We start from the raw sequence: 26921 nt of genomic DNA, 5'->3' as shown, positions 1-26921 counted from the left end.
GATGTCTAAAAGAATTCTTTTTTTAGTTGCTGGGGATAGGCAAATGCCTGTAATTAGGTATGCAAAAAGCCAAGGATATTATATCATTACCTGTGACAACAATCCATTAAATAGCGGGCATCAATTGGCAGATGAAGTTATAGCTGTTGATACGTATGATTATGAAAAAGTATATAATGAGGTTAAAGAAAAATCAATAGATGCAGTAGTGAATTTTATCTCTGAGCATGGTTTGAAAACAGCGTCTTATATTTCTGAGAAGTTAGGCTTGAACGGATTAAGCTCTGAGAGCCTCTCTAAGCTTATGGATAAAGGCAGGTTTAGAGACTTTTTACATTGCCACTCCTTTGATACTCCTAGTAACAAAGTAATTACAGAATATCATAATGATATAGATGAAGGGTTGAATTACCCTTTGATTGTGAAGCCTGTTGACAGAGGCGGTAACGTAGGTATAACAAGAGTAAACAAGCACGAAGAACTTGTTCAGGCTTTTAGTCTTGCAAAATCTAAATCGAACTCTGGTGAGGTAATTGTTGAAGAGTTTATAGAGGGCACCTCTACAATAAATGGTGACTGTGTTATAATAGATAGTAAGATAGTATCTTACTTAATTGGTGATTATTACTTTGATAAAGATGTCAATTCTATACTTCCGGTTGCAACTATCTTTCCAGCAGCTTTAGAGCTTACCAATACTATAAACCAACTACAAAGACTTGTTGAAATAATTGGTTGCAAAAGTGGAGTGTTTAATTTTGAAGCTATTGTTTCAGGTAATAAAGTATATTTTATTGAAATCAATCCTAGGCATAGTGGGAACTTAATCTACAGACTTATGAGCGAGGCAACGGGAGTAGACTTTGCAGAAGTAAATGTTGAAATAGCATGTGGCCACAAGTATAAACCTACTGACTTCAATCAAGAAACATTATATCTAGCCTATTGTTTGATTTATGCGCCTGAATCTGGAGTATTGGATAAAATAGAGCTATCGTCAGAATTAGAAAGCAAAATCGTAGAGAAACTTTTTTTTAAACATGAGGGTGATGTTATATGTGGGTTTAACACTCTTTATGATAGATTAGGTTTATTGCTCTTAAAGTTCTCTAAAAGAGAGGAAATGGAGTTTATTATAAAAAATATTAGGAACTTTTACACCGTTTATTTTAAATAAAAAATGAATTTAATATCAGATTTTAATATAGAAAAGTATGGTCTAAAAGTTAGTCTTGTTACGGAAGATGATGCAGAGTTTATCGTTTCACTGCGTTCTGATCATGCTCGAACCAAATATATGTTAACTCTTAATTCTGACATTAAACATCAAAAGGCATGGTTGAGAGAGTACAAACAGAGAGAAACTGCGGGAATGGATTATTATTTTATTTATAGAAATATTAAGGGAGAACCTATAGGATTAAATAGGGTTTCTAAAATAAACTTTAGCGCTTCAACCTGTAAAGCGTGTAGTTGGATTAAGAGGAAGGGAAGTAGGCATGAAGCACTTGCCATGTTTATCATCTGGAAGGAGATTATTTTTGATATTTTAAAGTTAAACACTTTTGAAGTAGATATTCATAAAGGTAATTATGTTTCTTTCAGGTACTGGGAAGCACTTGAGCCTGAATGGCTAAGGGAGGAAAATGATTTTAATTTTTACAGAGTATATAGGGAACGTTGGGAGCAAGTATCTGGGCTCTATATGCAAAAGTTAAGCAATATTTTATATTAGTATTGCCTGTTTAAAATTTTTACTAAAAAAGTGCAGCTATGAATCTTACTCTTTATTAAACTTCCAGAAAATATATATCAACTATTATACTGTCGTCATATTTGATGAATATTTTGCATGAAATTAATCGAAGATTTAGGCTTCAGGAGGAGTACTTAGGTACTGAAAAGCCTATAAATACAATCAAACCGCTTGTCTCTGTAACTGTTATGGCTTACCAACATGCGCCCTTCATAAGGGAGTGTTTGGAAGGGATACTTATGCAGGATGCGACTTTTCCATACGAGTTAATTATTGGCGAAGATGGGTCGACAGATGGAACACGGGAGATATGTATTGAGTACGCTCAAAGGTATCCTGATAAAATAAGGCTCTTCTTACGCGATAGAGAAGTGTCCCATTTTAAGTGTGGTTATAAACGTTATATGCTGAATGGTATCTTTAACAATTTATCATCACGAGGCAAGTATCGTGCCTTATGTGAAGGCGATGATTATTGGACAGATCCATTAAAACTTCAAAAGCAAGTAGACTTTTTAGAAGTGAATCCCGAATATGCACTTAGCTTTCACGATACAAAAGCGATCGATGAGGAAGGTAAACTAGTCTATGTATCTAAAATAAAAGGAGAGGGAAGAGACCTTTCACAAGAGGAAATGATCTTAGGCTATATGATTCCTACAAATACTGTTATGTTCAGGAAAAACTTAATTAGGAATTATCCTCCTGAAGTATTAGATGTTGTTAACACAGACTCCTTTCTTTTTGCGTTACTAGGCCAGTATGGTAAGGCGCATTACGCTCGAAATGTAACTCCCGCAGTTTATAGAATCCATAGAGGTGGTATATGGAGTAGGAAATCAACAGAATATAAACGAAAAAGCCACATCCATTATTTTGAGACCCTCTCGAATGTAATTGATGAAAGGTACAAGCCTTTAGTTCAAAAACGTTTATTTTTATCAAAATTAAAAACCAGCCTGGACCAAAGCAGCTATAAAGAAGGTTTGAAACAGTATATCTCAGCTTTCAAGCATTTCTCATTTACTATAGATATGGTTCTAGCGATGCTTAAGGCCAACTATTATCTAGGTAAGCGATTTATGGGAAAAAAATGACAATATATTATAATGCCATGGTGGAATTAACTTTTCCATAGAGTCCTTCTATTTACTATATTAATTTGCTATAATGTCTGAAAGTATAAGATTTTCTGTCATCATCCCCGTCTATAATAAACTTCCGCATCTAGAAAGGTCCATAGGCTCAGTAATAAGGCAAACATACAATAATTTCGAAGTAATAATTATCGATGATGCTTCCACTGATGGTTCGGCAGATAAATTGAAGCAGTTTAACGATAGTCGAATTAAGTTGTTCCGAAGAGATAAACCCGGGCCAGGGGGCTATGCAGCAAGAAATTTAGGAATAGAAAATGCAATAGCAGACTGGGTGCTATTTCTTGATGCTGACGATGAATGGGACAATCGACTCTTGGAGCATGTTGATAACGCTATCTATAATTCATCAGCAGATCTAGTTTGCTGGTCATGGTTTTATGTCAATGGCGACAGCAGAAATATAGATACTTTTTCTCTTAAAAATAAGCATTTAGAAAGCAAAAGATTTTCACTAAAAGAGTACCTGAATGGGCCTAGACCAATTTGGACCGGTGCTGTAGCATTGAAAAAAGACTTGCTAATATTAGCCGGCATGTTCCCCGCTGGGAAATTTAATAGAGGAGGTGACTTGGATACTTGGATTAGGTATCTAATGCAAAGCAGATATAATTTGTGGATAAATAAGCCTCTTTCTTTATATCATGTAGATTCAGTTAATATGGTTACAAAAACAGCTGTTACAAGACTACCAGCTACTTTTGAAACATTAAACAAACTATATAGTCAAACGAAAGATACTGCTCTTAAGCAGGCGATTAATAAATTTCAAAATAGTACAATATTTGCGGTTCTTAATAAACTCGTAATAAAAGATCACGGGATTGATTATAGCCTCTTATCTAAGATGCAGATAGATTCATTTAGGCCTCTTTATTACATTTTGCTACTACACTACAGGCTTTTAAAAAAGAAAATGTTTAAGAGATGATTTTATATGAAATATATCAATACAGTTTTTAACATGCCTCACATATGATAAATATAATTATATCTCCTATTCATGGGAGCTTCTTTAGTGGGAGAGTCTGGAAGGGATTAGATATAACACAAATTGAAAGCTTTTTAGAAAATGCGAGCGATCAAATAAAAGTTACGGTTGTTCCATTTGAATTTTTAATTGAGAGGTATAAAGAATTACCTGAGAATAGTTTTGTATTCTATTCTTCAAGTTATGAGCCTTCATATAGAAAATATGTAGAAGATATAGTTTTTGGACTCTCTAAGCTAAGGTCTGATTTAGTGATGCTTCCGAGATATGAGATACTATTATGTTTTGAAAATAAAGGCTTTCAGGAGATCATAAAAAAAGCTGAAAATATAGGTAATATAGATGGTCACTACTTTGGAGATATATCTGATTTTTCAGCAGAAAAATTTAGAGATTATCCCTATGTGGTTAAAATGTTGGGGGGGGCTATAAGTAGTAATGTTTTTCTTGCAAATAGTTATCAGGAATTAAGAAATATAATTAACAAGAAGAAAAAAGAAAGCTATAAGCTTAGGATAAGAAGGCTGATAAAAGAACATCTTCTTAAACAGAAAGATAAAGTCTATGTAGCACAAAATCCTGTTTCTTTGAAGCATTACGATGATTTTTTTACAAAACGTACCCCTTTTATTATTCAAGAGTTCATTAAAAATTTAAATTGTGATTACAAAGTATTAGTCTTTGGTGAAAAGTACTACATCTTCAAGAGATATGTACGAGATAATGATTTTAGGGCAAGTGGAAGCGGCAAGTTTAAATATGATATTTTAGAGGCTTCTATATTGAACTATGCCAAAGAAGTGACACAAAAATTAGATGTTCCTTTTGTTTCCCTTGATATAGCTGAAGCTAACGGCAAGAATTATTTAATTGAGTTTCAAGGTATCGCTTTTGGCTGGCATGCATTAGAGATGTCTACAGGTTATTGCTCTGAAGTTAAAAATGGGAACGAAGTGAAATGGGAGTTCATAACTGAGGAGCCTAATTTAGAAAGAACCTATGCCGAATCTTTAGTTTACTATATTAAAAGTAAATCTACCAAACAACTCAACGAATTTGTAAAATAAAGTAAATACCAAATTGAAATTTAGTATTTACTGCGATTACTGTGACTAAATGAAAATTATTAGGCTTACTACCTTTTTAGATTTTGGCGGTATTGAGAAAAGGTTAATAAATGTATCAAGCTTTGATGATAAACAGGAGAACGTTGAGCATGTGTTTGTCGCTATAAATCATGGTGGTGTTGCTGAAAATGAAATTAGAGAAAATGGGAAACGAGTTATCTGTTTAAATCAACCACAGAGAATTCCTTCACTACGAGCAATAATAAGTATATATCGACTCTTTAGAAAAGAAAAACCAGATGTTGTACATACTTCTGGAGCGGAGGCTAACTTCCATGGAATTATAGCTGCCTGGCTAGCAGGAGTGCCTGTGAAGATCGCAGAGGAAATTGGCATGCCGAACCAAAGTAAAATAGCAAAAAACATTTTTTCTTTAGTTTACCTTCTATCAAATACTGTGATAGGAAATGCAAAACAGGTACTTGCATACCTTGAAAAAGAGAATCGAGTACCGCCAAGAAAATTGCAGTTAGTGTATAACCCAGTGTTATTTCCAAAGCTAGAACCTGTAAGTAAACATAACTCGTTCATTCTTTTAAGTGTGAGCCGACTCCATCCAATAAAAAACTTAGATACAGTTATAAAAGCTATACCTGAATTACTCAAGGTTAGATCTGATATAGAATATTGGATAGTTGGCGATGGACCTTGGAAAAAAGAATTGACTGCTCTTGTAACAGACCTTAATTTACACGCTCATGTAAAATTTAAAGGATTTCAAGAGAATGTAAGAGACTTTCTTTTAAAAGCTGATGCATTCATACTACCCTCCTTTTCTGAAGGATTTTCGAATGCATTAGTTGAGGCCATGTATACAGGTTTACCTTGTATGGCTACTAAAATAGGGGGAGCATCAGAGATTATTACTGATCAGGTTAATGGTTTTTTACTTGATCCAAAGAATCCAGATCAAATTTTGCAAATACTTAAAGATGTTATTCAGAAACCTAAAGCAGAATTACAAGGTGTAGGATTGAAAGGAAGAGAACATGTGCTTAAATCATATTCATTAGAGCAGCATATGAAAAGTTTATTCAGAATATATAGAAAAGCGGAGTAGTTTGCAAAACTATAGCAATGGGCAAAAATGTGCTAAAACAAAATAGAGCGGTTACCTACAGAAGGTTAATTTTTATAGCTTCTTTTGTAGAGGAAAGGATAATATAACATGAAGCAAGAAGCATATTTGCTAGCAAAAAAAGCAATAGAAAATATTTTAAATCATCAGTATCATCAATCTCATAAGCTTCAGGCTAAACGGATTTTACAGGATATTGAATCAGTAAAGGGTAAAACTGATCCTAAGCTTATCAAACTATCCAATGAATATGCTTTAGATGTACTTGGGTGGAGTGGATATGCTCCATGGTTATATGTTTATAGCGCAATTGCTCAAAGCTTCGAGGAAGGCTGGATACCTGATAATTATTATGGTAAAGTTGTCGTTCCCACTATAAAGGGGGTGTATGGCAAAGTTTCTGATCTTAAGCCATTGACAAGAAAGATATTCAACAACGATGTGTTTCCGGATATAGCATATTATGTAAATGGCCTCTTTTTTTCAAATAGTAATGAAGTTCTACAAAAAGGTTGCGTTGAAGATTTTTTGTTTAAATATTCAGAAGTTGTTGTATTTAAATTAGACGATTCAATACAGGGTAAAGGAGTTTATGTTCTTAAAAAATCTTCTTTTAAGTTAAGTGAAGTTTTTAAATTAGGGAATGGTGTCTTCCAAGAATACATTGAGCAGCACCAGTTTTTTGAAGAGATAATGCCTGCTTCCGTTGCGACTTTGCGCATAACGACAGTACTTAGTGATAAAGGAGAAGCTTCTGTGCGAGCTGGTTATTTAAGAGTTGGTCGTAGTAAAGATACTCATGTTAAATCTGCCTCTCATATTCGTGTTCCAGTTGAACTTAAAAGCGGAAAACTAGAGGCTAAGGGATATTTACCAACCTGGGTTAGCATAGATAAGCATCCAGATACTCACTTTTTATTCTCAAACAAAACCATTCCTAATTTTCAGAAATGCATAGCAACTGCTCTGGAATTACATCAATCCTTGCCACATGTAAGAAGTATAGGATGGGACATGATTGTAGACAAGAATAATAGGATCAAGGTAATGGAGTGGAATGGCAGTCACAACGATATAAAGTTTTCTGAAGCAACACAAGGACCTTGTTTTTCTGATTTAGGTTGGGAAAATATCTGGCGCCAGTCAAAACCCTCAATGTCATAACCGGGAGTTTTCTGAAGTAGCAACTATCATATAAAGCTTATTGCTCAACATGGTAAGCAGCATTTACAAAATTAGGTGGAACGACCTCCTCGTTGTATGCTTATAATTTGTGTAAAAAATTTAGCTCCTCATATTTTCCATTAAAAACAGTAACAGTGACAAAAATCAGAGTATTATTAGTACAGGAAACCGTAGGAAGTGGAGGGGTAGAGCAAAGGCGTTATACTTTAGCGAAACTACTTGATAAAAATAAGTATGAGTTAAAAATAATTTGTACTCAAGCTATTGGGCCACTCGCTGATAAAATCAGATCTGAGGGGGTAGAGGTAATACAAATAGGATTGCTTAAAAAAGTATGGGATTGGAGCAAATACAGAGCAGTAATCGAAATAATAAATGAATTTAAGCCTCACATCATACATGGAGCTGTTTTTGAAGGTGTATTACTTGCAACCATAGCTGGAAAGATTGGGAAAGTTCCAATTATCATAGCGGAGGAAACTTCAGATCCATACAATAGAAGTAGAATGGCTTCTGTGCTCCTCAGGTTTCTTTCAATGGTGTCAAAAATGTTTATTGGCGTTTCGCCAGCTGCATATGAATATCTAAAAAATACTGCCTGTGTACCAACTAAAAAAATAAGGCTAATAAATAATGGTGTAGCCCCACCTGTACCAAGTGATGAGTCACTCATCTGTTCTTTAAAGAAAAAGTATGGATTGGAGGAAGGAGATATTGTTGTTGGGAGTGTAGGACGTGTAAGAAATAATGTAAAAAGGTTCACAGATCTCGTTGAAGCACTTGCACTTTTAAAGGTGAAGTATCCAACGCTGAAATTAATCATTGTTGGGGATGGACCAGATAGGCAGCTAATACAGCAAACTGCTGAGCTCAAACAAATAGCTGATAGGGTTATCATGGTCGGTTTTCAGGAAGACCCTCATCCTTTTTACAAGATGATGGATATCTTTGCAATAGTGTCAAGAACTGAATCTTTTGGACTAGTAGCTGTTGAAGCTATGTTTCATAAATTACCCGTTGTTGCTACAAGTGTAGGTGGTTTAAAAAGTATTGTAATAGATAATAGAACAGGAATTTTAGTTGATGTAAATAGACCTGACCAGATTGCAAGTGCAATTGATTGTCTACTATCAGATAAGTTTAAATGTAAGCAAATGGGAGAGAATGGATATATAAGAGCTCAAGATGATTATAGTGCACAACGATATGTTAGTGAAGTAGAAACGCTATACCAAGAGCTACTGGTTGAAGAGAGAATTGTGAAACTGAATAATCCGAAAGTTTCCAGTTATTAATGAAACGATTATTGTTTATATGTTGGGATGGGCCGCAGGTTAATTATTTGGAAGGGCTTTTTCTTCCTATTTTTGCCGGATTAAGGTCTGAATATGAAGTACACATTCTGCAATTTTCCTGGTCTACAGACGAGAAGGTGCTAAGGTTAAAGCTAGCTTGCAAAAAAGCTGGGGTAATTTATAATCACTTCCATGTTTCAAGAAGACCACATCCTATTCCTGGAACTGTTCTCACTTTGAACAAGGGAGTCAAATTCATTAAAAAATACATTAGGAGTCATGATATAGATATCGCGATGCCTAGAAGTACTTTTCCTGCTTTGATGGCTTTATTAGCCCTTAATAATAATTTCAATATAAAATTTATTTTTGATGCTGATGGATTACCTTTAGATGAGCGGGTTGATTTTGCAGGATTAAACCCCACAGGATTTCAATATAGATTTCTAAAATCTATCGAGCGTAAAGCTGTAAGAGCTGCAGACGTAGTTATTACAAGAGCAAATAAGGCTGTTGGTATATTAACAGAAAAAGATCCTGCGCTAAAGTCAAAATTCCGAAAAGTTACAAATGGAAGGGACACAAGTTTCTTTACCCCTACCAGTCATTCTGAGCGAATTAGAACGCAATTAAATATAGATAAAGATGCTCTACTATTAGTTTATTCTGGGAGCTTGGGACCCCAGTATTGTTTGATTGAAATGCTTAAAATTTATCAGAGGGTCAGACAGATTCAACCAAACTCCTATTTTCTTGTCTTAACTGGCACACCAGAATATCTTAGTAATGTTGTGTACTCAAGCATGCTAGATGCAAATGTTGTGATCAAGACATTGGCATTTAACGAGGTACCGCTATATCTGTCTGCTGCAGATGTAGGTCTTGCAATCAGGAAGCCTAGTTTTTCGATGCAGGGAGTTGCTCCGATAAAAATTGGAGAATACTTATTAACAGGTTTACCTGTAGTAGCATCCGGTGGGATTGGTGATACTGAGGACCTGTTGGCAGAAAAAGAATGTTGCTTTGTTCTGGCTGACCATGAGGATCAAACCTTACGTTGTGCTGCTGACTGGATATTAAGTATAGCAGGCAATTCACTTATTAGACAAGCAGCTAGAAGCTTAGGTGAAAAAGAGTTTAGCCTACAAAGAAGTATTGAGCTTTATAAATCATCATTAAAGGAGTTGAATTGAAAATTCTATTTTTAACTAAATATACCCGTTTGGGTGCTAGCAGTAGATTAAGGACTTACCAATTTTTTCCTCTTTTCAAGGCAAACGGGATACAGTTTGAGGTAAGCCCTTTATTTAACGATCAGTATTTAAATGAATTATATAAGAAAAAAAGTACCAGTAGGTGGAATGTGGCAAAAGCATATCTGAGGAGATTTTTAGTATTATTTAAAATCTCCAAATACGATATAATTGTAATTGAGAAGGAGTTATTTCCATTTATTCCAGCTTTCTTTGAATTAATTTTATCCATGCTAGGAGTAAAGTATGTTGTAGACTATGATGATGCTGTATTTCACAACTATGATACTCATCCTAATAAATTTGTCAGAAAGTTACTGGGGAATAAAATAGCAATTGTTATGAAATATTCATCATTAGTAGTTGCCGGAAACGCTTACCTGAGGGATTATGCTGCAACAGCTGGTGCAAAAAATATTGTTGTTGTACCTACTGTCATTGATTCAGACCAGTATAAGGTAAAAGAAGATAGAGGTTCTGGTGAAATTATTATCGGGTGGATAGGGTCTCCGACTTCTTTTCATAATCTTGAAATTATAGCACCCGCTTTACGTGATATCTGCGAATCATTTCAAGCTAAGTTGCATTTAATAGGTAGCTATGGTAGTATAGGATTGGGGGAATATGAGGTTATAATACCCTGGTCAGAGGAAAATGAAGTTGAGTTTATAAACAAATTCGATATTGGTATAATGCCTCTGAAAGATGATCTATGGCAAAGAGGAAAATGTGGGTATAAATTAATTCAATATATGGGATGTGGATTGCCTGTTGTTGGAAGTCCAGTTGGTGCAAATGATGATATTATCAAGGAAGGCGTTAATGGCTATAAACCTGAAGGTGTTGCAGAATGGAGGGAAACCCTAGAGAAATTAATAGTAAATAAACATCAACGAATTAGGATGGGAGCAGAAGGCCGCAAGTTAGTTGAATCAAAATACTCTTTAAATTCCGCAGCAACTACCTGGATAGCTAACTTAACAAGTTTAGTTTAGAATGAAAGTATTGATAGTTATACCTTATGAAATGGTTGACTTATCTGTTAAGTCTGTATGTCTGGTTTAGATATCATCTTTATAATAGCAGTTCTTGTATTGTCTCAGGTACTCATTGGTATTTATTCCAAGGGTGAGAGTGCTCATACAAGAAAAACCCTGCAATGGTTGTGGTTATACCACCTGTTTTTTGGTTTGGTGTACATGTTTTATGTTCTGAACTTTGGTGGGGACGCTGTAGGATATTGGAAGAAAACTAACACTCCGTTAGAGAAATATATTGCACACGGTGCAGGTACTACTTTTATTCATGTTCTGAACTATCCCTTTGTCCATTATTTAAATTTGTCATTTGTAACGGGCTCTATTATCTACAGCTTTATAGGGTATTTGGGTGTGCTATTTTTTTATAAATCAACTTTAGTCTTGGTGCCAACTAAAGTTGTAGTTAAAATGCAAGGTTATAAATTATTCCCAACTCTTTTTTTTCTGCCAAATCTTCACTTCTGGTCTTCAGGCGTTGGCAAGGATACATTAAGCTTCTTTTGCATAGGGCTGTTCTTATACAGTATACTTAACCCCCCAAAAAGAATTTTCGGGATTGCTATCAGTCTTTACTTGATGTATTATGTCAGGCCACATATAGCAGTGTTTACACTAGTAGCATATGGAGTAAGTGCATTGCTTGACGGCCGATTAGGTTTTATTTCAAAAACTTTTTTGGCTGGTGTTTGCGTTGCAGGCGCAATATATCTGTTTGATGATGTGATGGAGTATATAAATCTGGATGAAGTATCAACTGAAAGTATTGAAAGTTATTCTGCAACTAAGGTTCATGTATTAAGCAGAAGTAGTGGTTCTGGCGTAGATATGACAGCTTATCCTCTGCCAATAAAGATTATTACCTTTTTGTTTAGACCCCTTTTCTTTGATGTTCGGAACATAACAAGCTTACTAGCCTCTTTCGAAAATCTAATTTTATTGATTTTAACTTATCGTGCTTTGAAAACAAAGCCATGGGCTTCTTTCAAAGCAGCGCCATTTCCTATCAAAGGTCTGCTTTTATTTTTGATAGTAAGTACACTTGGCTTTTCCAATATTCTTGGAAATTTAGGCGTTATGATGCGAATGAAAAATATGTTAACGCCAGCGTTGTTGATATTCATACTATATACATTGACTCATAATAAGACTCAACTAATACAGAAGTGGAAGTTACATAAAATAAAACTTGCTGAAAAAGAATTAAAAGAGAGTCCTTTACGGAGCAGTTTATAGCCTCTCCAATATCGGCAAAATAATTTTACTTAAATTCTACTAAATTATTCTGATGAAAATAGTACTGTTAGCTGGAATGTCGCAATCGTCATCAATAGTGTATAATTATTTGAGCAGGGAGATTAAGTTCGAAGCTGTTATTGTGGAGGATAAGATGCCAGCGAAAGTTCTTGTACAAAAAAGAATAAAAAAACTGGGAATTTTAAAGGTTATTGGGCAAATTCTATTTCAGTTTATTGTGGTCAAAACATTGCAACGGAGGTCAAGAAGAAGAATTGATGAAATACTTACTCAAAATGAACTAGAAATTTCCATTATTCCCCAAGAAAAGCTAACAAGAGTAGAGTCAGTGAATGATGATGAGGTAATCCAAATTTTAAAACAAATTTCACCTGATGTGATTGTTGTTAATGGAACTCGTATTCTCACAAAGAAGGTCTTGGACTCTGTTTCTGCTGTATTTCTTAATATGCATGTAGGAATAACACCTGGTTACAGAGGGGTGCATGGTGGTTATTGGGCATTGGTAAATAATGATAGTGAGAATGCAGGTGTTACTATTCATTATATAGATCAGGGTATTGATACAGGTAAAGTTATAGCTCAGGATACCATTAGAATAACTTCGCGGGACAACTTCGTCACATACCCTTACCTTCAAACTGCAAAGGGGCTAAATCTTATGCTTGAGGCTATAAAAAATCTACAAGAGGGGAAGAAGCAAGAAAGTTTATCTAGGGTGTCTTTCTCAAGGCTTTGGTCACATCCAACAATTTGGGAGTATTACTATTACTATTTTACAAAAGGTGTAAAGTAGAACAGATTTATTGTTTAAAATGGCCAAAGACATACCAATATTTACCATCTCTTTGGACTTTGAGCTCTATTGGGGGATTTTTGATAAAGTGCCTTTAGCGGATCGGAAGCAATATTTTAAAAATACCCGCCGGGTGATACCGGAGATGCTGACGCTTTTTGAGCAGCAGCAGGTGCATGTGACTTGGGCCACCGTGGGGATGCTCTTTGCTAAAGACTGGAATGATTGGACGAGTGCTATGCCTGCGCTACGGCCTTCGTATCAAAATGATCAGCTGTCGGCTTATCGTCTAAAAGATGAATATGGCAGGGATAGTAGCCTGAAAGGTTTCTTTTTTGCGCCGGAGCTGGTGGAACAGATTAACCAGACGCCTTACCAGGAAATGGCTTCCCATACCTACGCGCATTACTACTGCCAGGAGGCCGGGCAGACACTGGAGCAGTTCCGGCAGGACCTGCAGGCAGCTCAAGGTATAGCAGCCAGACAGGGAATGAAGCTGGAGTCGCTGGTTTTTCCGCGTAACCAGTTCAACGAACAGTATTTGCGTGTATGCTATGAAGAAGGTATTAAGACAGTTCGCTCTAACCCAAGTGATTGGTTCTGGAAACAGACGGTGAAGGATACGCTATCGAATAAGATCTTCCGAACAGGCGATGCTTATCTCCCGTTGGGCAAGAGAACCTCTTTCCCGCTCACTTCTCTGAAAATAGTAGAGGGCTTGCCACTGTCTATACCTGCCAGCAGATTCCTGCGTCCGGTTGACGGGAAAAGAGATATCCTGAACAAACTGCGCCTGCAACGTATCCTGTCAGAAATGACGGAGGCCGCTAAGCGCAAGGAGTGCTACCACCTCTGGTGGCATCCACACAACTTCGGCAGTCACCCCGAACGTAGTATGGCAGATCTGCATGTGATCATCGATCACTATAAAAAACTTCAGGAGCAATACGGTTTGCAAAGCATGAGTATGCGGGTTATTTATGAGTATGTAACGGGGAGGTAATTTCTTACCTTTGCACCCGAAAACAAATGTTACCCCAATGCCACCCGTACTTATCCGCATCACCACAGTACCACTCTCCCTGCAAAAGTTGATTACGGGGCAACTGCCCTACATGCGATCAAAAGGCTTTCAGCCACTGATGGTGTCAGCAAATGGCCCAGAGTCAGAGGCAGTGGTGCGGGAGCAAGAGGCACCCCTGGTGCAGATCGGGATGACGCGCAAGATTACACCGGTGCAGGATATGAAGGCACTCTGGCAATTTTACCGCCTCTGCAAAAAGCACAAGCCTGCTATTGTACACTCCCATACTCCGAAGGCGGGCATCATTGGTATGTTGGGTGCCAGGCTGGCGGGCGTGCCGGTACGACTGCACACGGTGGCAGGCCTTCCGCTGATGGAAACACAAGGCAAAACCCGCCAACTGCTGGAAGCAGTAGAGAAACTCACCTACGCCTGCGCCACCAAGGTATACCCCAACTCTACGGTACTAAAAGACTTTATTCTGGAGAGCGGTTTCTGTGGTCTGGATAAAGTGAAAGTGATCGGCAACGGCAGCAGCAATGGCATCAACACGGCCTTCTTCAGCCGGGAGCAACTAGATGAAACAAAGCTGCAGGAGCTAAAAGCCAGCCTAGGTATAGAACCTGATGATTTTGTATTCGTCTTTATCGGTCGACTGGTAAAAGACAAAGGTATACAGGAGCTGGTGGAGGCCTTTGTAAGGTTACAGCAGATATATCCTGAGGTGAAGCTGCTGCTGGTAGGGCCTTTCGAACAGGACCTGGACCCGATCTCAGAAGAGGTATTGCAGGAGATTAAGCAAAACCCTTCGATCCTGTCAGTCGGTTTCCAGAATGATGTACGCCCATACCTGGCCATCAGCCAGGCGCTGGCTTTCCCGTCCTACCGCGAGGGTTTCCCGAACGTACCCATGCAGGCAGGGTGTTTTGGACTTCCTGCTATCGTCACTGATATCAATGGCTGCAACGAGATCATCCGCCAGGGCGAGAACGGCCTGATCGTGCCGCCAAAGTCGATGGAAGCTTTGTACGCAGCCATGGAACGCTTCCTCACCGACAAAGCAGCATATGCTCACATGCAAGCGCAGGCGCGGAAGATGATCGTGGAGCGTTACGAGCAAACCCATTTCTGGGAGCTCTTGTTACAGGAATACAGATCCCACTTAAAGCAAGATGAAGGTATATAGCCGTTTCTTTAAACGCCTGATTGATTTTGTGCTGAGCCTGTTGGCTTTTGTCGTGCTGCTGCCCGTGTTCCTGGTGGTCACGCTGCTGCTGGCGATCGTCAATGACGGCAAGCCTTTCTTTCTGCAGCCCCGCCCGGGTAAGGATGGCCGCATCTTTCGGGTGATCAAATACAAGACCATGAACGACCGCCGGGACGAGCAGGGCGAGTTGCTACCCGATGCCGAACGCCTGACGCCGATCGGAGCCTTTGTGCGCAGGACCTCCCTGGATGAAATACCGCAGTTGCTCAACGTGATCAAAGGGGACATGTCGCTGATTGGCCCGCGTCCCTTGCTGGTAGAATACCTGCCCCTCTATAACGAAACCCAGCGCCGCCGCCACGAAGTGCGCCCCGGCATCACCGGCTGGGCCCAGGTAAACGGCCGCAACGCCATCAGCTGGGAAGAGAAATTTCGCTACGATGTGTGGTACGTGGATAACATCTCCTTCTGGCTGGACGTGAAGATCATCTTCAAAACAATTGTGAAGGTGTTTAAGTCGGAAGGGATCAGTGCGGAAGGAGTAGCGACGATGGAGCGGTTTAGAGGAAGTAACTACGTGAAAGATTAACCCACCCCTGCCCCTCCTTTAAAGAGGGCCCCTACCCCCAGAGGGGAATTCTGTGCACGATTGTCATCCCCCAGCCCCCTTCAAAGGGGAACATTCTGCACGAGTATTCCCCTCCTCGGAGGGGCTAGGGGTGGGTCATAGTTACAGCCACTCTCTCTACAACCAAGATCCTTCCTGGATGAAAGATAGAGAAGTAGTAGCTTAAAAGTCCCCCTTGGGGGTTGGGGCCCTCGACATAGAAGGGGGCAGGGGGATGACAATCATGCACGAGAATCCTGTTAATCCTGGGGGTAGGGGCCCTCTTTAAAAATCCTGTTAATCCTTGGGGTAGGGGCCCTATGTACAGATTCAGACAGATTTCTCATTACATTCCAAATCACAAACTGAGAATTCTTACCTTTGCAGCACACCATACTTTAACCAATCATGTACCTGTACGGCGCGAGTGGACATGCGAAAGTGATCATCGACATCCTGCGGGATATGGGTGTACCTGTTTTGGGTGCTTTTGATAAGAACCCTGCTATAAAGGAAATAGGCGGTATACCTGTGCTGGGAGCTGAAATGGAACAGGGGCTAAAGCAGCCCGTGCTCATCAGCATCGGTGACAATGCCATCCGCCGTCGGGTAGCCGAAAGCCTAACCCATGACTTCGGCAAAGCCATTCACCCAACAGCCATTATTTCACCCTCAGTCTCTATCGCCGAAGGCACCGTTGTGATGCAGGGGGCCATTGTACAGGCCGATGCACAGGTGGGGAAGCATGCGATCATTAACACAGGAGCCAGCATTGACCATGACTGCCAGATCGGAGATTATGCCCATATCTCCCCGGGTGCAGTGCTCAGCGGTAACGTGCAGGTAGGGGAAGGCACACACATAGGAGCCGGAGCCGTAGTGATTCCGAACCTGAAAATAGGCAAGTGGTGCAAAATAGGAGCGGGGACCGTGGTGATACGCGACCTGCCCGATGGTGTAACGGCAGTGGGTAATCCAGCCCGAATCATAAAAAAACACCACACACACTAAGCCGGGCTGCCTAAATTTTATGCAGATGTGCTAATCCGGACGTTAAGCATCATGCGAATAATAAGAATTCTAAAAATAGATCGACCTTTATCCTTTGTCTAAAACTCTTTTGTCGAAATACTTACTATGAACACAAAGATCTGGCTCTCTTCCCCGCACATGGGAACAAACGAGTTTAAAAATGTTAAAGAGGCTTTTGATACCAATTGGATCGCACCGCTTGGTCCGCATGTAGACGGCTTTGAGCGTGACCTGGCAGAGTTCCTGGGTGAAGACGTGCATGTGGCGGCCCTTAGTTCGGGTACGGCGGCCCTGCACCTGGCGCTGATCATGCTGGGCGTACAGGCTGGTGACGAAGTGATCTGCCAGAGCATGACTTTCTCCGCTTCGGCTAACCCGATCGCCTACCAGGAGGCTATACCGGTCTTTGTGGACAGCGAGGACCGTACCTGGAACATGTCGCCTGACCTGCTCGGAGCTGCTATAGAGGACCGTATCAGGCTAGGCAAAAAGCCGAAGGCGATCATTGTGGTGCACCTGTATGGCATGCCTGCCGAGATGGACCGCATCATGGCCATTGCTGACCGCTACGCTATACCTGTGGTGGAAGATGCGGCAGAGGCACTGGGCTCGACCTATAAAGGCCGCAAGCTGGGTACTTTTGGCGCCATGAGCATCCTGTCCTTCAACGGCAACAAGATCATCACCACGTCAGGCGGCGGTGCGCTGGTGTCGAACAACGAAGCCTATATCAAACAGGCCCGCTTCCTGGCCACACAGGCGCGTGACGCCGCTCCGCACTATCAGCACTCACACATCGGGTATAACTACCGCATGAGCAATATCTGCGCTGCCATCGGGCGCGGACAAATGGATGTGTTGCCGGAGCGTGTGCAGCAGCGCCGTACTAACTATGATTTCTATCAGGCAGCACTGGCTGCTATACCTGCCATTCAATTTGCAGAGGAGCCGAATGAAGATTATTATTCTAACCGCTGGCTCAGCACGGTGCTGGTGGATGATAGCCAGGGGGTAAGCCGGGAAGATCTTCGCCTGGCACTGGAAAAGGAGAACATAGAATCTCGTCCGCTCTGGAAGCCGATGCATCTGCAGCCGGTGTTTGAAGGGAGTCCTTATTATGGGGATGGCACCAGCGAACGCCTGTTTGACAAAGGACTCTGCCTGCCATCGGGTTCTAACATGACCGACGAGGAAAAAGAGCGGGTGGTGCGCTGCATCAAAGCCTGCTTTGCTAACTAGACGCGATACATAGCAAATAAAATAAAATCCACCTGCGCAGCGATATTATTCGAAAAGCGCAGGTGGATTTTTACGTATAGGCTATTAGCTGTGCTACTTGAGGAACAGCAAGTTAAAAGCTGAACTTTTCAGATTTTTTGTGTAATTTTGGACGGCATCTATGTCTTTTATAATGTGAAGAATATAAGTATGCTGGTGAAGTGTCGTTATGAATTAGTTAAAGTGAGAACTGTTGCGTGAATCCTACCGTAAGCTGGAAGCTTGACTGGACAAAACAGGTATTAACTTAAATTAAAACGAAGGCCAGCTTAATGCCGTAATCTAAGCTCTTCTCTACCCTGAGACTACCGTATGAAAACATTTTTACAGAACAAGGCGCTACCGAAATGGATTATCCTGATCATCGATCAAATCATCTCCACCTGGTCTTTCGCTTTGTCCTTCTTTATCATCCGCCAGTTTGATTTCGAAACGATCCTGCGCGGACATTTTTTTGTGTACAGCGGCATCTATCTGGTCGTATCTGTGATGGTATTTTACGCCATGCGCATCCACACCGGCCTGATCCGCTACTCCAGCACCGACGATATTTACCGCATCTTTACCGCTGTAATGATGGCCAGTTTGCTTTATGGCGCCATCGTCGGTCTGTGGGTTGCGCCTGCCTTTCACATCGACTCTGTGAATATTTATGTGGTGCTCCTGGTCAACTTCTTTATCAGTTCTTCGGTGCTGATCATGATGCGCCTGGGTGCCAAGGCGTTGTTTTACTACATTAAGCGTGGTGACAGCGGCAATAAGGAAACAGTGCTGATCTACGGTGCCGATAGCTTTGCCATACTGGTGAAGCAGGCGCTAGAAGTGAGCAATGCCGGTCGCCTGACAATTGCCGGTTTTGTGGATGACAACCCGAACAAGATCGACAAGCACATCCAGCAGAAGCGGGTATACCACATCAATGATATCGAAAAACTGCAGAGCAAATTGCACATTGATAAACTGGTGATCCTGAGCGAGGACCTGAAGTCAGAGGCCCGCAAGAATGCCATCGAAACTTGTGTGGAGCTTGGTATAAAAGTAGTGACCGTGCCACCTACCGAGCAGTGGATGTCGGGTCAGCTGCGCATGAACCAGATCCAGGACCTGCGCATCGAGGACCTGCTGCAGCGTCCGCCGATCGTGATCGAAAACGACAAGATATCAGCTGACCTGGCTGGCAAGCGTATCCTGATCACAGGCGGTGCCGGTTCTATTGGTTCAGAGATCGTGCGCCAGGTGCTTTCTTACAAACCAGAAATGGTGATCATCTGTGACCAGGCGGAGTCGCCGCTACATGACCTGCAGCTGGAGATGGAAGAGCAATTCCCGGAGGCTAACCTGAAAATCTGCATAGCGGATATTCAGAACTTCAACCGCATGTATGCCCTCTTTAAGGAGTATAATCCCCAGATGGTATACCATGCCGCTGCCTATAAGCATGTGCCGATGATGGAGAGTAACCCATCCGAAGCCATCCTGACAAACGTACTGGGTACCAAAAATCTGGCAGACCTCTCAATGACCTTTGATGTGGAGAAGTTTGTGATGATCTCCACTGATAAAGCCGTCAACCCAACCAATGTGATGGGGGCTTCGAAGCGTATCGCAGAGATCTACATCCAGTCGCTCAATAACATCAGTACGCAGCCAAAGCTACAGGATAATGTACAGGGTACAGCCCTGCAACAAACCCGCTTCATCACAACCCGCTTCGGCAACGTACTGGGCTCGAATGGTTCCGTGATTCCGCGTTTTCGCTCCCAGATCGAAAAAGGCGGTCCGATCACAGTAACACACCCGGATATCACCCGCTACTTCATGACCATACCGGAAGCGGTGCAGCTAGTGCTTGAAGCCGGCACGATGGGAAGAGGCGGCGAGATTTTCATCTTCGACATGGGACAACCCGTGAAGATCGTAGACCTGGCCCGCAAGATGATCAAGCTGGCTGGTCTGACTGCCAACGACATCGAGATCGTGTTCTCAGGCCTGCGCCCGGGCGAAAAGCTCTACGAAGAGCTCCTGAACCAGGAAGAGCTCACCATCCCGACCCACCACGAAAAGATCAAAGTATCGAAAGTGCGCGAGTACACCTACAACAAAGTCCTCGCCAGCATCAACGAACTCCTCAACCTCAACAAGGAAGGCGACGAACTGGATACTGTCAAGCAAATGAAAATGATCGTCCCCGAGTTTAAGAGTAAGAACTCCAGGTTCGAAGAACTGGACTCGATGGTGCAGTAAGACCTTTTTAGAATGGTAAAACAGCAGAAGGCCCGGATTAAGCCCGGGCCTTCTGCTGTTTTACCACTTGACATTTTTTAAGTACTGGGGAAAAGTCCCCCTTGGGGGTAGGGGCCCTCGACAAAGAAGGGGGCAGGGTTTATAATAATATTGTAGAAAATTCCCCTCCTCGGAGGGGTTAGGGGTGGGTTACAGGTACTATCTATTCTCCAACACCCAAGCTTCAATCTCTCGAAGTACATTGGAGATATTTTGCTTTACTTCAGTGTCATCAAAGCGTAAAAAACGGACACCCAAACTTTCTAGTTTTTCCTGTCGGGCTTTATCTATTTCATAAGCATAATCATGACTGTCTCCATCAATCTCTATCGCCAGCAGAAGATCCTTGCAATAAAAATCTACAATGAAGTTATCAAGAGGCTTTTGACGGTCAAAGTCCAAACCCAAAAGTTTCCTGGCTCTTAACTCGTTCCAAAGTAGCACTTCCGATAGTGTACTGTCTTGACGAAGCTTCTTTGCCAGCATTTTAAGATGTGGCTTATAGGGAATGATATCACGTTTCATGAGGGAACGATTAACCCACCCCTAACCCCTCCGAGGAGGGGAATTGTTCCCTACTTTGTCCAAAATAGTTTCCTCGCTATAGCAGCTACGACTAAAAGAAGAACGTTTTAGCGGTTATTACTCTAAAGAACACCTACAACGCCGGCAACACCTTACTCTTCACTTCCCCAAATCCAACTCTAATCCCATTCCGCTCAGCAAAGCCACGCATGATCACGGTGTCATAATCATTGATAAACTTGCGCTCGGTGCCATCGGAGAGTTTGATCGGTTGGGTGCCGCGCCAGGTGAGTTCCAGCATGGAGCCGTAGGAGGTCTTGTCGGGACCGCTGATGGTGCCGGAGGCGTACATGTCGCCTACCTGGATGTTGCAGCCGTTGCTGCTCTGGTGGGCCAGCTGCTGGTTCATGTTCCAGTACATGTATTTGAAGTTAGAGCGGCAGATGCTGTTCTCGTGACCGTCCTCAGGCTGCAGGAGAACCTCTAGGTTGATGTCGTAATTGTGGTCACCATGGAACTCCAGGTAGGGCAGCGGCTTCGGGTCCTGCACAGGACCTTTTACGCGGAAGGGCTCCAGGGCATCCAGCGTCACAACCCAAGGTGAAATAGAAGAGGCAAAGCTCTTGGCCAGGAACGGCCCGAGCGGCACGTACTCCCAGGTTTGCATATCGCGGGCAGACCAGTCGTTGAACAGCACCAGACCGAAGATGTAGTCGTCTGCTTCGTCCGGGCTGATCATGTCACCCAATCTGGTCTCGCGGCCTGTGATAAAAGCTACTTCCAGCTCAAAATCGAGCAGGCGGGATGGACCAAAAGTAGGGGCAACGGCATCTGGTGCTTTGGTTTGACCATTTGGGCGGCGGATGTCAGTACCTGATACAATGATAGAAGAGGCGCGACCATGGTAACCGATCGGGATGTGCTTCCAGTTGGGCAGCAAAGCATTCTTAGGGTCGCGGAACATGGTGCCCACATTCGTGGCGTGCTCGATGCTGGAATAGAAGTCAGTGTAATTGCCCACCTTTACCGGCATGCGCATTCGGACCTCTGTTTGTTTGATCAGGCATTCCTGCATCAGTCTGCTGTTACCGCTGATCTCGTCATTGTCGTTGCGGAGCAGCTCCGATACACGGTTGCGTACGGCACGCCACATCGGTTTGCCCAATGCGATGAAGTCGTTCAGGTATGGACGGTGGAAAACAGTTGGGTCAACATCAAGGAGCTCGAACAGATTATGCTGGGCGACAGCACATAGGTCGAGCACGTAGTCACCAATGGCTACACCTATACGCGGGTCTTTCGTAGCGGACTCAAAAATGCCAAATGGGAGGTTTTGTATCGGGAAGTCGCTCTCCGGTGATATTTCGATCCAGGAATGCAATGCAGGGTCATTCGCTTTTATCATAGTGCAAGAAAATCTGGGTTGTTAGACAAATATAGGGATTTTGAAGGGTATGGGAAAGTGTATGAAAGCAGTATATGCCGCAAGTTTAGCGCAAGCGCAACTTGTGGCTGTCCATGAGGCCAGTTTGCAACTGGCGTAAGTACAAGATGTGAACAGTGCTGAGAACGCCAGTTACAAAATGGCTGTCAAACTTAACCAGAAGTTGCGCTTACGCTAAACTTGCGGTATGATAATAAAAAAAGCAGGTACTGATTTCTCAGCACCTGCTTATAATTTCTCTTCTTTATTAGAAAAATTTTTTATCTGTAAAGCCTATGGCAGCGGTGTCATATTGACAGCCTCTACGGCTTTAATTTCTGGGATAGCTTTGAGCACCGATTGTTCAACACCGGCCTTAAGCGTCATGGTAGACATCGGGCAGGTACCACAGGCGCCCAGTAGCTCCAGCTTCAGGGTCATATCATCGGTTACTTCGAGCACCTTCACGTTGCCGCCGTCAGCTTCCAGGTATGGCCTGATCTGGTCGAGGGCACTCTCGATGCGAAGTAAAAAATCGTTGTCAACGTTAATGGTTGCCATCTGTCTTAGCTTTTAATTTCTACTGGTTGTGTTTTGGCCAAAGTCGCATTGCGAACAGATACCTGCTGGGCAACAGCCTGGGCCAACTCTCTGAAAACACCGGAAGCCGGAGAATCGTTCTGCAAGGCCACCGGAGTTCCTTCATCGCCGCACTCGCGTATACCTTGCACCAGTGGTACCTGGCCGAGCACCGGCACATCAAATTTCCTAGCCAGGTTCTGGCCGCCCTCCTGCCCGAAGATATAGTACTTGTTCTCCGGAAGCTCAGCAGGCGTAAAGTAAGCCATGTTCTCGACCACTCCCAGCACCGGCACATTGATCTGCGGCTGGCGGAACATCTGCAGTCCCTTTTGAGCGTCGGCAATCGCTACTTTCTGAGGCGTCGTCACGATCACAGCGCCAGTTACCGGCAGTACCTGCACCATGGTCAGGTGTATGTCAGAGGTTCCCGGAGGAAGGTCAAGCAGGAGGTAGTCCAGTTCGCCCCACTCCACATCGCTAATAAATTGTTTCAGCGCAGAGCTTGCCATAGGGCCTCTCCAGATCACCGCATGATCAGGTGGGGTCAGGAAACCGATCGACATCAGCTTCACGCCATATTTCTCCACCGGAATGATGTAGTTTTTGCCGTGGTCACCCTGTACCATGCTCGGGCGCTGGTCTTCCACACCAAACATGGTAGGTATAGACGGGCCGAAAATATCGGCATCGATCAGACCAACCTTGGCGCCGGACTGCGCCAGGGCAATGGCCAGGTTGCTTGTAACGGTAGACTTGCCAACACCGCCTTTACCGGAGGCAATGGCGATGATGTTTTTTACGCCTGTGAGTACCTCGCTACTGCCTGCACGGCCGGAAGTAACACGAGAAGTCATGTTCACGGTCACTTCTGCCTCCTTGTCTACCATGGTATGGATGGCGCGGATGCAGGCATTGCGAATAAGGTCTTTGAGTGGGCAGGCTGGTGTAGTCAGGATCACGGTGAAGCTCACGTTCTTGCCATCCACCTGCACATCCTCGATCATGTTAAGGGTTACCAGGTCCTTACCCAGGTCCGGTTCCTCGACATAGCTGAGGGCTTTTAGTATATCTTCTTTTGTAATTGCCATAGTATTAACAGCTTTTGTAAAGCCTTACAAAGATACAAACAAAAAAACTTTAAACATGATTTGAGGGGTGCTTATTGCGCTCGCTCACAGCACTCCTTATACCGCAAGTTTAGCGTTAGCGTAACTTGTGGTTATCTATGAGGCCAGTTTGTAACTGGCGAAAATAAGAGTTTAAGTATTTGCTACGCCAGTTACAAACTGACTGTCATAATTAACCACCAATTCCCGCTTCGCTCAAACTGGCGGTATGGTCAGGGTATTTAGTTAATCCAGCATTATGATATCAACCATCCCTTTGCCTCCCGCATAGTCAATAGCGCTACTGTAGGGGTAGGCATGAGGTGTTGTAGCAAATCCAGCTTCTACAGGATTGTTGTGGATATATTCAAGCTTCTGCTCCATCAGAAAAGTAGAATTAAGCTCGATTGGTTGGTTATGCTGTTGCCAGAACTGGAAGGCAGAGTTGTTGGTATTTCGCTTGCCCGCACGTTCGAACAGCCACAGCATCCACTCTTTTCTACTTTCCTGTAGGTTATCTTTAATAGCCTTCACTATTGCTTTAGAAGTATGCTTCTTAAAGTCACGGATGATGTCAGATTAATTGCCTGTTTGAGTCCCGATTATCAGGTGGACGTGATTTGACATGATGCACCAGGCGTAAACTTCTAAGCCTTTATGCTTGATGCAATAATTTAGGCTATCTACTACTATGTCTTTATAAACAGGTCTTGTAAAGACATCTATCCAATAAACAGTAGCGAAGGAAAGAAAATGCAGCTGGCTCTGGTCGCTGATTTTGTAGTTACGGCTCATGATATGAGTGTTATACCTGAATGGGTATCGCAAGTTACAAACTTGCCCCATGGATGACCACAAGTTGGGCTGACGCTAAACTTGCGGTATATGTGTAGGTTTAATTGATTTACCAATCCTGTAAATCTTTTAATCCTTCAATCCTGATTCAGACAATTTAAACCTTATATTTGTAACCCCTCAAAACAGCGTACCCATGTCCCTGATCCCAAAAGAAGTAGTTGACCAGATTCTTGCACAGGCCGATATAGTGGAAGTGGTCGGGGATTTTGTGTCGCTCAAGAAGAAGGGGCAGAACCTGTGGGCCTGCTGCCCTTTCCATCACGAGAAGTCACCGTCTTTCTCGGTCTCACCGGCTAAAGGCATTTACAAGTGCTTTGGCTGTGGCAAGGCAGGCAATTCGGTGCAGTTTATCATGGACGTGGAGGGCACCAGCTTTCCCGAGGCGCTCAAGTACCTGGCCAAGAAGTATGGCATCGAGGTGCCGGAAGACCAGCCGAATCCGGAGTATGCCCGGGAGCAAAGTGAGCGTGACAGTTTGTATATCGTTTCTGATTTTGCCAGCAAGCATTACCAGCACTTGCTTCAGAATCATGAAGAAGGAGCTATCGGGCAGTCATACCTGAAGGAGCGTGGACTAAGTGGCAATACCATCAAAAAGTTTGAGCTGGGATATAGCCTTGATGCCTGGTCTGACCTGACCGATGCTGCCCTGAAGGCAGGATATAAGCAAAAGTACCTGGAGGCGACGGGGCTCACCATTGCGAAAGAGGACGGCAAAAAATACGATCGTTTCCGGGGACGGGTCATGTTCCCGATCCATAATATATCAGGGCGTGTCATCGGTTTTGGTGCCCGAACGCTCAAGAGCAACGACAAGAAGAGCCCGAAGTACCTCAATTCTCCCGAGTCGGAGATCTACCACAAGAGCAATGTGCTGTACGGCATGTACCAGGCCAGGCAGGCGATCCGCATGCAGGACATGTGTTACATGGTGGAAGGCTACCTCGACGTGCTCTCACTGCACCAGGGAGGTATAGAGAACGTGGTGGCCTCTTCGGGTACATCACTGACTGAGGGGCAGATCAAACTCATCGCCCGCTATACCCAGAACATCACGGTACTGTACGACGGCGATGCGGCAGGTATAAAAGCCTCCTTGAGAGGTATTGACCTGATCCTGGAAAATGGTCTGAATGTGAACGTGGTCACTTTCCCGACAGGGGAAGACCCGGATTCCTATATCCACAAGGTAGGCGACGAGAAGTTCAAAGCCTATGTGGCAGAACACGCACAGGATTTTATCTCGTTCAAGACGAGCCTGTACGCCGAAGAGTCGAAGGGCAATCCGGTGAAGAAGGCGGAGGCGATACGGGAGATCGTGACTTCTATCTCCAAAATTCCGGACCCGATCAAGCGTACGGTCTTCTTCCGCAGCTGCAGCCTGATCTTTGACATTGACGAGCAACTGCTGATCTCGGAGTACAACAAGATGCACCTGCAGGAGCGTCAGCAAAAGCAGCAACGTACGGGTAGTCCGGAAGATCTGGCAGAAGCGGAAGCCTACGAGGCAGAGCAGGTGGAGGCTGAGAAGCCAGCCACGGAAGCGGATAGTCTGAAGCGCTACGAACGGGAAATCGTGCGCATGCTGCTGAATTACCCGGATAAGGTGCTGGTGGATGGGCAGAATACCTGCCAGTATATGCTGGAGCAGCTGGAGGATGTGGAATTCCGGACGCCGCTGTACGCCCGTCTGATTGAGGTGGTAAAAGAGAAGTTGCTACAAAGTGTTATACCTTCGGCTGAGGATTTTATTAACTATCCGGATCAGGAAATACGAACCGAAGCAACCAACCTGCTGTCGGACCCCTACGAGCTTTCCCACAACTGGGAAACGCACCAGATTTACGTTCCCCACGAATCGGACCTGTTGCCTTACGGTGCCGAGCGGGCTGTGCTTCGCCTGAAATGGCGCAACGTGCAGCTGCTTATGAAAACCGAAATGGAGAAGCTTCGTCTCGTGACTGACCCAACAGAGCAGGACCGTGTACTCCAGGTCATCTTCCAGCTCAAATCCTTTGAAAAGCAGATAGGGGATCTGCTAGGGATTGTGGTGAATAAGTAGTG

General features: G+C 43.0%; 25 protein-coding genes. 19 read left to right on the top strand and 6 right to left on the bottom strand.

What is annotated here, in order from left to right:
- Position 1 precedes the first annotated feature (1 nt).
- From AC5FXQ_RS01715 to AC5FXQ_RS01630, 18 genes are all read left to right on the top strand, one after another.
- Positions 2-1177, top strand: a complete 1176-nt coding sequence (locus AC5FXQ_RS01715) for an ATP-grasp domain-containing protein (RefSeq protein ID WP_493600775.1) — start codon at positions 2-4, stop codon at positions 1175-1177.
- Between the two features lie 3 nt (positions 1178-1180).
- A complete protein-coding gene (locus AC5FXQ_RS01710) occupies positions 1181-1735 on the top strand; it encodes a GNAT family N-acetyltransferase (RefSeq protein ID WP_493600774.1) in 555 nt (184 codons plus the stop codon).
- A 104-nt stretch (positions 1736-1839) separates the two neighbouring features.
- A complete protein-coding gene (locus tag AC5FXQ_RS01705) occupies positions 1840-2853 on the top strand; it encodes a glycosyltransferase (protein WP_493601264.1) in 1014 nt (337 codons plus the stop codon).
- A 73-nt stretch (positions 2854-2926) separates the two neighbouring features.
- A complete protein-coding gene (locus AC5FXQ_RS01700; RefSeq protein ID WP_493600773.1) occupies positions 2927-3844 on the top strand; it encodes a glycosyltransferase family 2 protein in 918 nt (305 codons plus the stop codon).
- A gap of 44 nt (positions 3845-3888) precedes the next feature.
- Positions 3889-4971 carry an ATP-grasp domain-containing protein gene (locus tag AC5FXQ_RS01695; RefSeq protein WP_493600772.1) on the top strand — a complete coding sequence of 361 codons (1083 nt, stop codon included), beginning with the start codon at positions 3889-3891 and terminating at the stop codon, positions 4969-4971.
- A 49-nt stretch (positions 4972-5020) separates the two neighbouring features.
- On the top strand, positions 5021-6091 hold the full coding sequence (locus tag AC5FXQ_RS01690) for a glycosyltransferase (protein WP_493600771.1): 1071 nt from the start codon (positions 5021-5023) through the stop codon (positions 6089-6091).
- Positions 6092-6199: 108 nt separating this feature from the next.
- On the top strand, positions 6200-7273 hold the full coding sequence (locus AC5FXQ_RS01685; RefSeq protein WP_493600770.1) for a sugar-transfer associated ATP-grasp domain-containing protein: 1074 nt from the start codon (positions 6200-6202) through the stop codon (positions 7271-7273).
- A gap of 155 nt (positions 7274-7428) precedes the next feature.
- The gene (locus AC5FXQ_RS01680; RefSeq protein WP_493600769.1) at positions 7429-8589 is read left to right on the top strand and encodes a glycosyltransferase; all 1161 of its coding nucleotides are present in this window, start codon (positions 7429-7431) and stop codon (positions 8587-8589) included.
- Positions 8589-9782 (top strand): glycosyltransferase family protein, encoded by a 1194-nt coding sequence (locus tag AC5FXQ_RS01675; RefSeq protein WP_493600768.1) that lies wholly within the window; start codon positions 8589-8591, stop codon positions 9780-9782. Before AC5FXQ_RS01680 ends, AC5FXQ_RS01675 begins: the two co-directional genes overlap by 1 nt.
- Entirely contained in the window at positions 9779-10837 is a 1059-nt protein-coding gene (locus tag AC5FXQ_RS01670; RefSeq protein WP_493600767.1) for a glycosyltransferase family 4 protein, read from the top strand. The genes AC5FXQ_RS01675 and AC5FXQ_RS01670 overlap by 4 nt, the downstream gene beginning before the upstream one ends.
- A gap of 57 nt (positions 10838-10894) precedes the next feature.
- Positions 10895-12115: a hypothetical protein gene (locus AC5FXQ_RS01665; protein WP_493600766.1), complete on the top strand. Its 1221-nt coding sequence runs from the start codon at positions 10895-10897 to the stop codon at positions 12113-12115.
- A gap of 52 nt (positions 12116-12167) precedes the next feature.
- Positions 12168-12932, top strand: coding sequence for a formyl transferase (locus tag AC5FXQ_RS01660; protein WP_493600765.1), 765 nt, complete (start codon positions 12168-12170; stop codon positions 12930-12932).
- Positions 12933-12951: 19 nt separating this feature from the next.
- Entirely contained in the window at positions 12952-13935 is a 984-nt protein-coding gene (locus tag AC5FXQ_RS01655; RefSeq protein WP_493600764.1) for a polysaccharide deacetylase family protein, read from the top strand.
- A gap of 37 nt (positions 13936-13972) precedes the next feature.
- Positions 13973-15142, top strand: a complete 1170-nt coding sequence (locus AC5FXQ_RS01650; protein WP_493600763.1) for a glycosyltransferase family 4 protein — start codon at positions 13973-13975, stop codon at positions 15140-15142.
- A complete protein-coding gene (locus tag AC5FXQ_RS01645; RefSeq protein WP_493600762.1) occupies positions 15129-15752 on the top strand; it encodes a sugar transferase in 624 nt (207 codons plus the stop codon). Before AC5FXQ_RS01650 ends, AC5FXQ_RS01645 begins: the two co-directional genes overlap by 14 nt.
- A 426-nt stretch (positions 15753-16178) precedes the next feature.
- Positions 16179-16781: an acetyltransferase gene (locus AC5FXQ_RS01640; RefSeq protein ID WP_493600761.1), complete on the top strand. Its 603-nt coding sequence runs from the start codon at positions 16179-16181 to the stop codon at positions 16779-16781.
- A gap of 126 nt (positions 16782-16907) precedes the next feature.
- Entirely contained in the window at positions 16908-18041 is a 1134-nt protein-coding gene (locus AC5FXQ_RS01635) for a DegT/DnrJ/EryC1/StrS family aminotransferase (protein WP_493600760.1), read from the top strand.
- Between the two features lie 351 nt (positions 18042-18392).
- Complete coding sequence (locus AC5FXQ_RS01630; RefSeq protein WP_493600759.1) at positions 18393-20324, top strand: polysaccharide biosynthesis protein; 1932 nt, start codon at positions 18393-18395, stop codon at positions 20322-20324.
- A 198-nt stretch (positions 20325-20522) separates the two neighbouring features.
- Here AC5FXQ_RS01630 and AC5FXQ_RS01625 read toward each other — a convergent pair whose 3' ends face one another.
- The 6 genes from AC5FXQ_RS01625 to AC5FXQ_RS01600 form a co-directional block, all read right to left on the bottom strand.
- Positions 20523-20888, bottom strand: a complete 366-nt coding sequence (locus AC5FXQ_RS01625; protein ID WP_493600758.1) for an endonuclease domain-containing protein — start codon at positions 20886-20888, stop codon at positions 20523-20525.
- 133 nt (positions 20889-21021) lie between these two features.
- The gene (gene fahA, locus AC5FXQ_RS01620) at positions 21022-22293 is read right to left on the bottom strand and encodes a fumarylacetoacetase (protein ID WP_493600757.1); all 1272 of its coding nucleotides are present in this window, start codon (positions 22291-22293) and stop codon (positions 21022-21024) included.
- 312 nt (positions 22294-22605) lie between these two features.
- Positions 22606-22872 carry a NifU family protein gene (locus AC5FXQ_RS01615; RefSeq protein WP_493600756.1) on the bottom strand — a complete coding sequence of 89 codons (267 nt, stop codon included), beginning with the start codon at positions 22870-22872 and terminating at the stop codon, positions 22606-22608.
- Between the two features lie 5 nt (positions 22873-22877).
- Positions 22878-23981, bottom strand: coding sequence for an Mrp/NBP35 family ATP-binding protein (locus AC5FXQ_RS01610; RefSeq protein WP_493600755.1), 1104 nt, complete (start codon positions 23979-23981; stop codon positions 22878-22880).
- Positions 23982-24245: 264 nt separating this feature from the next.
- The gene (locus tag AC5FXQ_RS01605; RefSeq protein WP_493601263.1) at positions 24246-24572 is read right to left on the bottom strand and encodes a transposase; all 327 of its coding nucleotides are present in this window, start codon (positions 24570-24572) and stop codon (positions 24246-24248) included.
- A gap of 6 nt (positions 24573-24578) precedes the next feature.
- The gene (locus AC5FXQ_RS01600) at positions 24579-24794 is read right to left on the bottom strand and encodes a transposase (RefSeq protein ID WP_493600754.1); all 216 of its coding nucleotides are present in this window, start codon (positions 24792-24794) and stop codon (positions 24579-24581) included.
- Between the two features lie 196 nt (positions 24795-24990).
- On the opposite strand from AC5FXQ_RS01600, the gene dnaG reads away from it, so the two are divergent.
- A complete protein-coding gene (gene dnaG, locus AC5FXQ_RS01595; RefSeq protein WP_493600753.1) occupies positions 24991-26919 on the top strand; it encodes a DNA primase in 1929 nt (642 codons plus the stop codon).
- The last annotated feature ends 2 nt before the right edge of the window (positions 26920-26921 follow it).

It is taken from the genome of Pontibacter sp. LHS1, assembly GCF_058932855.1.
The sequence above is the reverse complement of the archived record's forward strand: the minus strand, read 5'-3'. Positions and strand labels throughout refer to the sequence as shown.

Bases quoted from the DNA above. Each gene is read 5' to 3' on its own strand.
- AC5FXQ_RS01715 (WP_493600775.1), top strand. From the start codon at position 2: ATGTCTAAAAGAATTCTTTTTTTAGTTGCTGGGGATAGGCAAATGCCT.
- AC5FXQ_RS01710 (WP_493600774.1), top strand. From the start codon at position 1,181: ATGAATTTAATATCAGATTTTAATATAGAAAAGTATGGTCTAAAAGTT.
- AC5FXQ_RS01705 (WP_493601264.1), top strand. From the start codon at position 1,840: ATGAATATTTTGCATGAAATTAATCGAAGATTTAGGCTTCAGGAGGAG.
- AC5FXQ_RS01700 (WP_493600773.1), top strand. From the start codon at position 2,927: ATGTCTGAAAGTATAAGATTTTCTGTCATCATCCCCGTCTATAATAAA.
- AC5FXQ_RS01695 (WP_493600772.1), top strand. From the start codon at position 3,889: ATGATAAATATAATTATATCTCCTATTCATGGGAGCTTCTTTAGTGGG.
- AC5FXQ_RS01690 (WP_493600771.1), top strand. From the start codon at position 5,021: ATGAAAATTATTAGGCTTACTACCTTTTTAGATTTTGGCGGTATTGAG.
- AC5FXQ_RS01685 (WP_493600770.1), top strand. From the start codon at position 6,200: ATGAAGCAAGAAGCATATTTGCTAGCAAAAAAAGCAATAGAAAATATT.
- AC5FXQ_RS01675 (WP_493600768.1), top strand. From the start codon at position 8,589: ATGAAACGATTATTGTTTATATGTTGGGATGGGCCGCAGGTTAATTAT.
- AC5FXQ_RS01665 (WP_493600766.1), top strand. From the start codon at position 10,895: ATGTCTGGTTTAGATATCATCTTTATAATAGCAGTTCTTGTATTGTCT.
- AC5FXQ_RS01660 (WP_493600765.1), top strand. From the start codon at position 12,168: ATGAAAATAGTACTGTTAGCTGGAATGTCGCAATCGTCATCAATAGTG.
- AC5FXQ_RS01655 (WP_493600764.1), top strand. From the start codon at position 12,952: ATGGCCAAAGACATACCAATATTTACCATCTCTTTGGACTTTGAGCTC.
- AC5FXQ_RS01650 (WP_493600763.1), top strand. From the start codon at position 13,973: ATGCCACCCGTACTTATCCGCATCACCACAGTACCACTCTCCCTGCAA.
- AC5FXQ_RS01645 (WP_493600762.1), top strand. From the start codon at position 15,129: ATGAAGGTATATAGCCGTTTCTTTAAACGCCTGATTGATTTTGTGCTG.
- AC5FXQ_RS01640 (WP_493600761.1), top strand. From the start codon at position 16,179: ATGTACCTGTACGGCGCGAGTGGACATGCGAAAGTGATCATCGACATC.
- AC5FXQ_RS01635 (WP_493600760.1), top strand. From the start codon at position 16,908: ATGAACACAAAGATCTGGCTCTCTTCCCCGCACATGGGAACAAACGAG.
- AC5FXQ_RS01630 (WP_493600759.1), top strand. From the start codon at position 18,393: ATGAAAACATTTTTACAGAACAAGGCGCTACCGAAATGGATTATCCTG.
- AC5FXQ_RS01625 (WP_493600758.1), bottom strand. From the start codon at position 20,888: ATGAAACGTGATATCATTCCCTATAAGCCACATCTTAAAATGCTGGCA.
- fahA (WP_493600757.1), bottom strand. From the start codon at position 22,293: ATGATAAAAGCGAATGACCCTGCATTGCATTCCTGGATCGAAATATCA.
- AC5FXQ_RS01615 (WP_493600756.1), bottom strand. From the start codon at position 22,872: ATGGCAACCATTAACGTTGACAACGATTTTTTACTTCGCATCGAGAGT.
- AC5FXQ_RS01610 (WP_493600755.1), bottom strand. From the start codon at position 23,981: ATGGCAATTACAAAAGAAGATATACTAAAAGCCCTCAGCTATGTCGAG.
- AC5FXQ_RS01600 (WP_493600754.1), bottom strand. From the start codon at position 24,794: ATGAGCCGTAACTACAAAATCAGCGACCAGAGCCAGCTGCATTTTCTT.
- dnaG (WP_493600753.1), top strand. From the start codon at position 24,991: ATGTCCCTGATCCCAAAAGAAGTAGTTGACCAGATTCTTGCACAGGCC.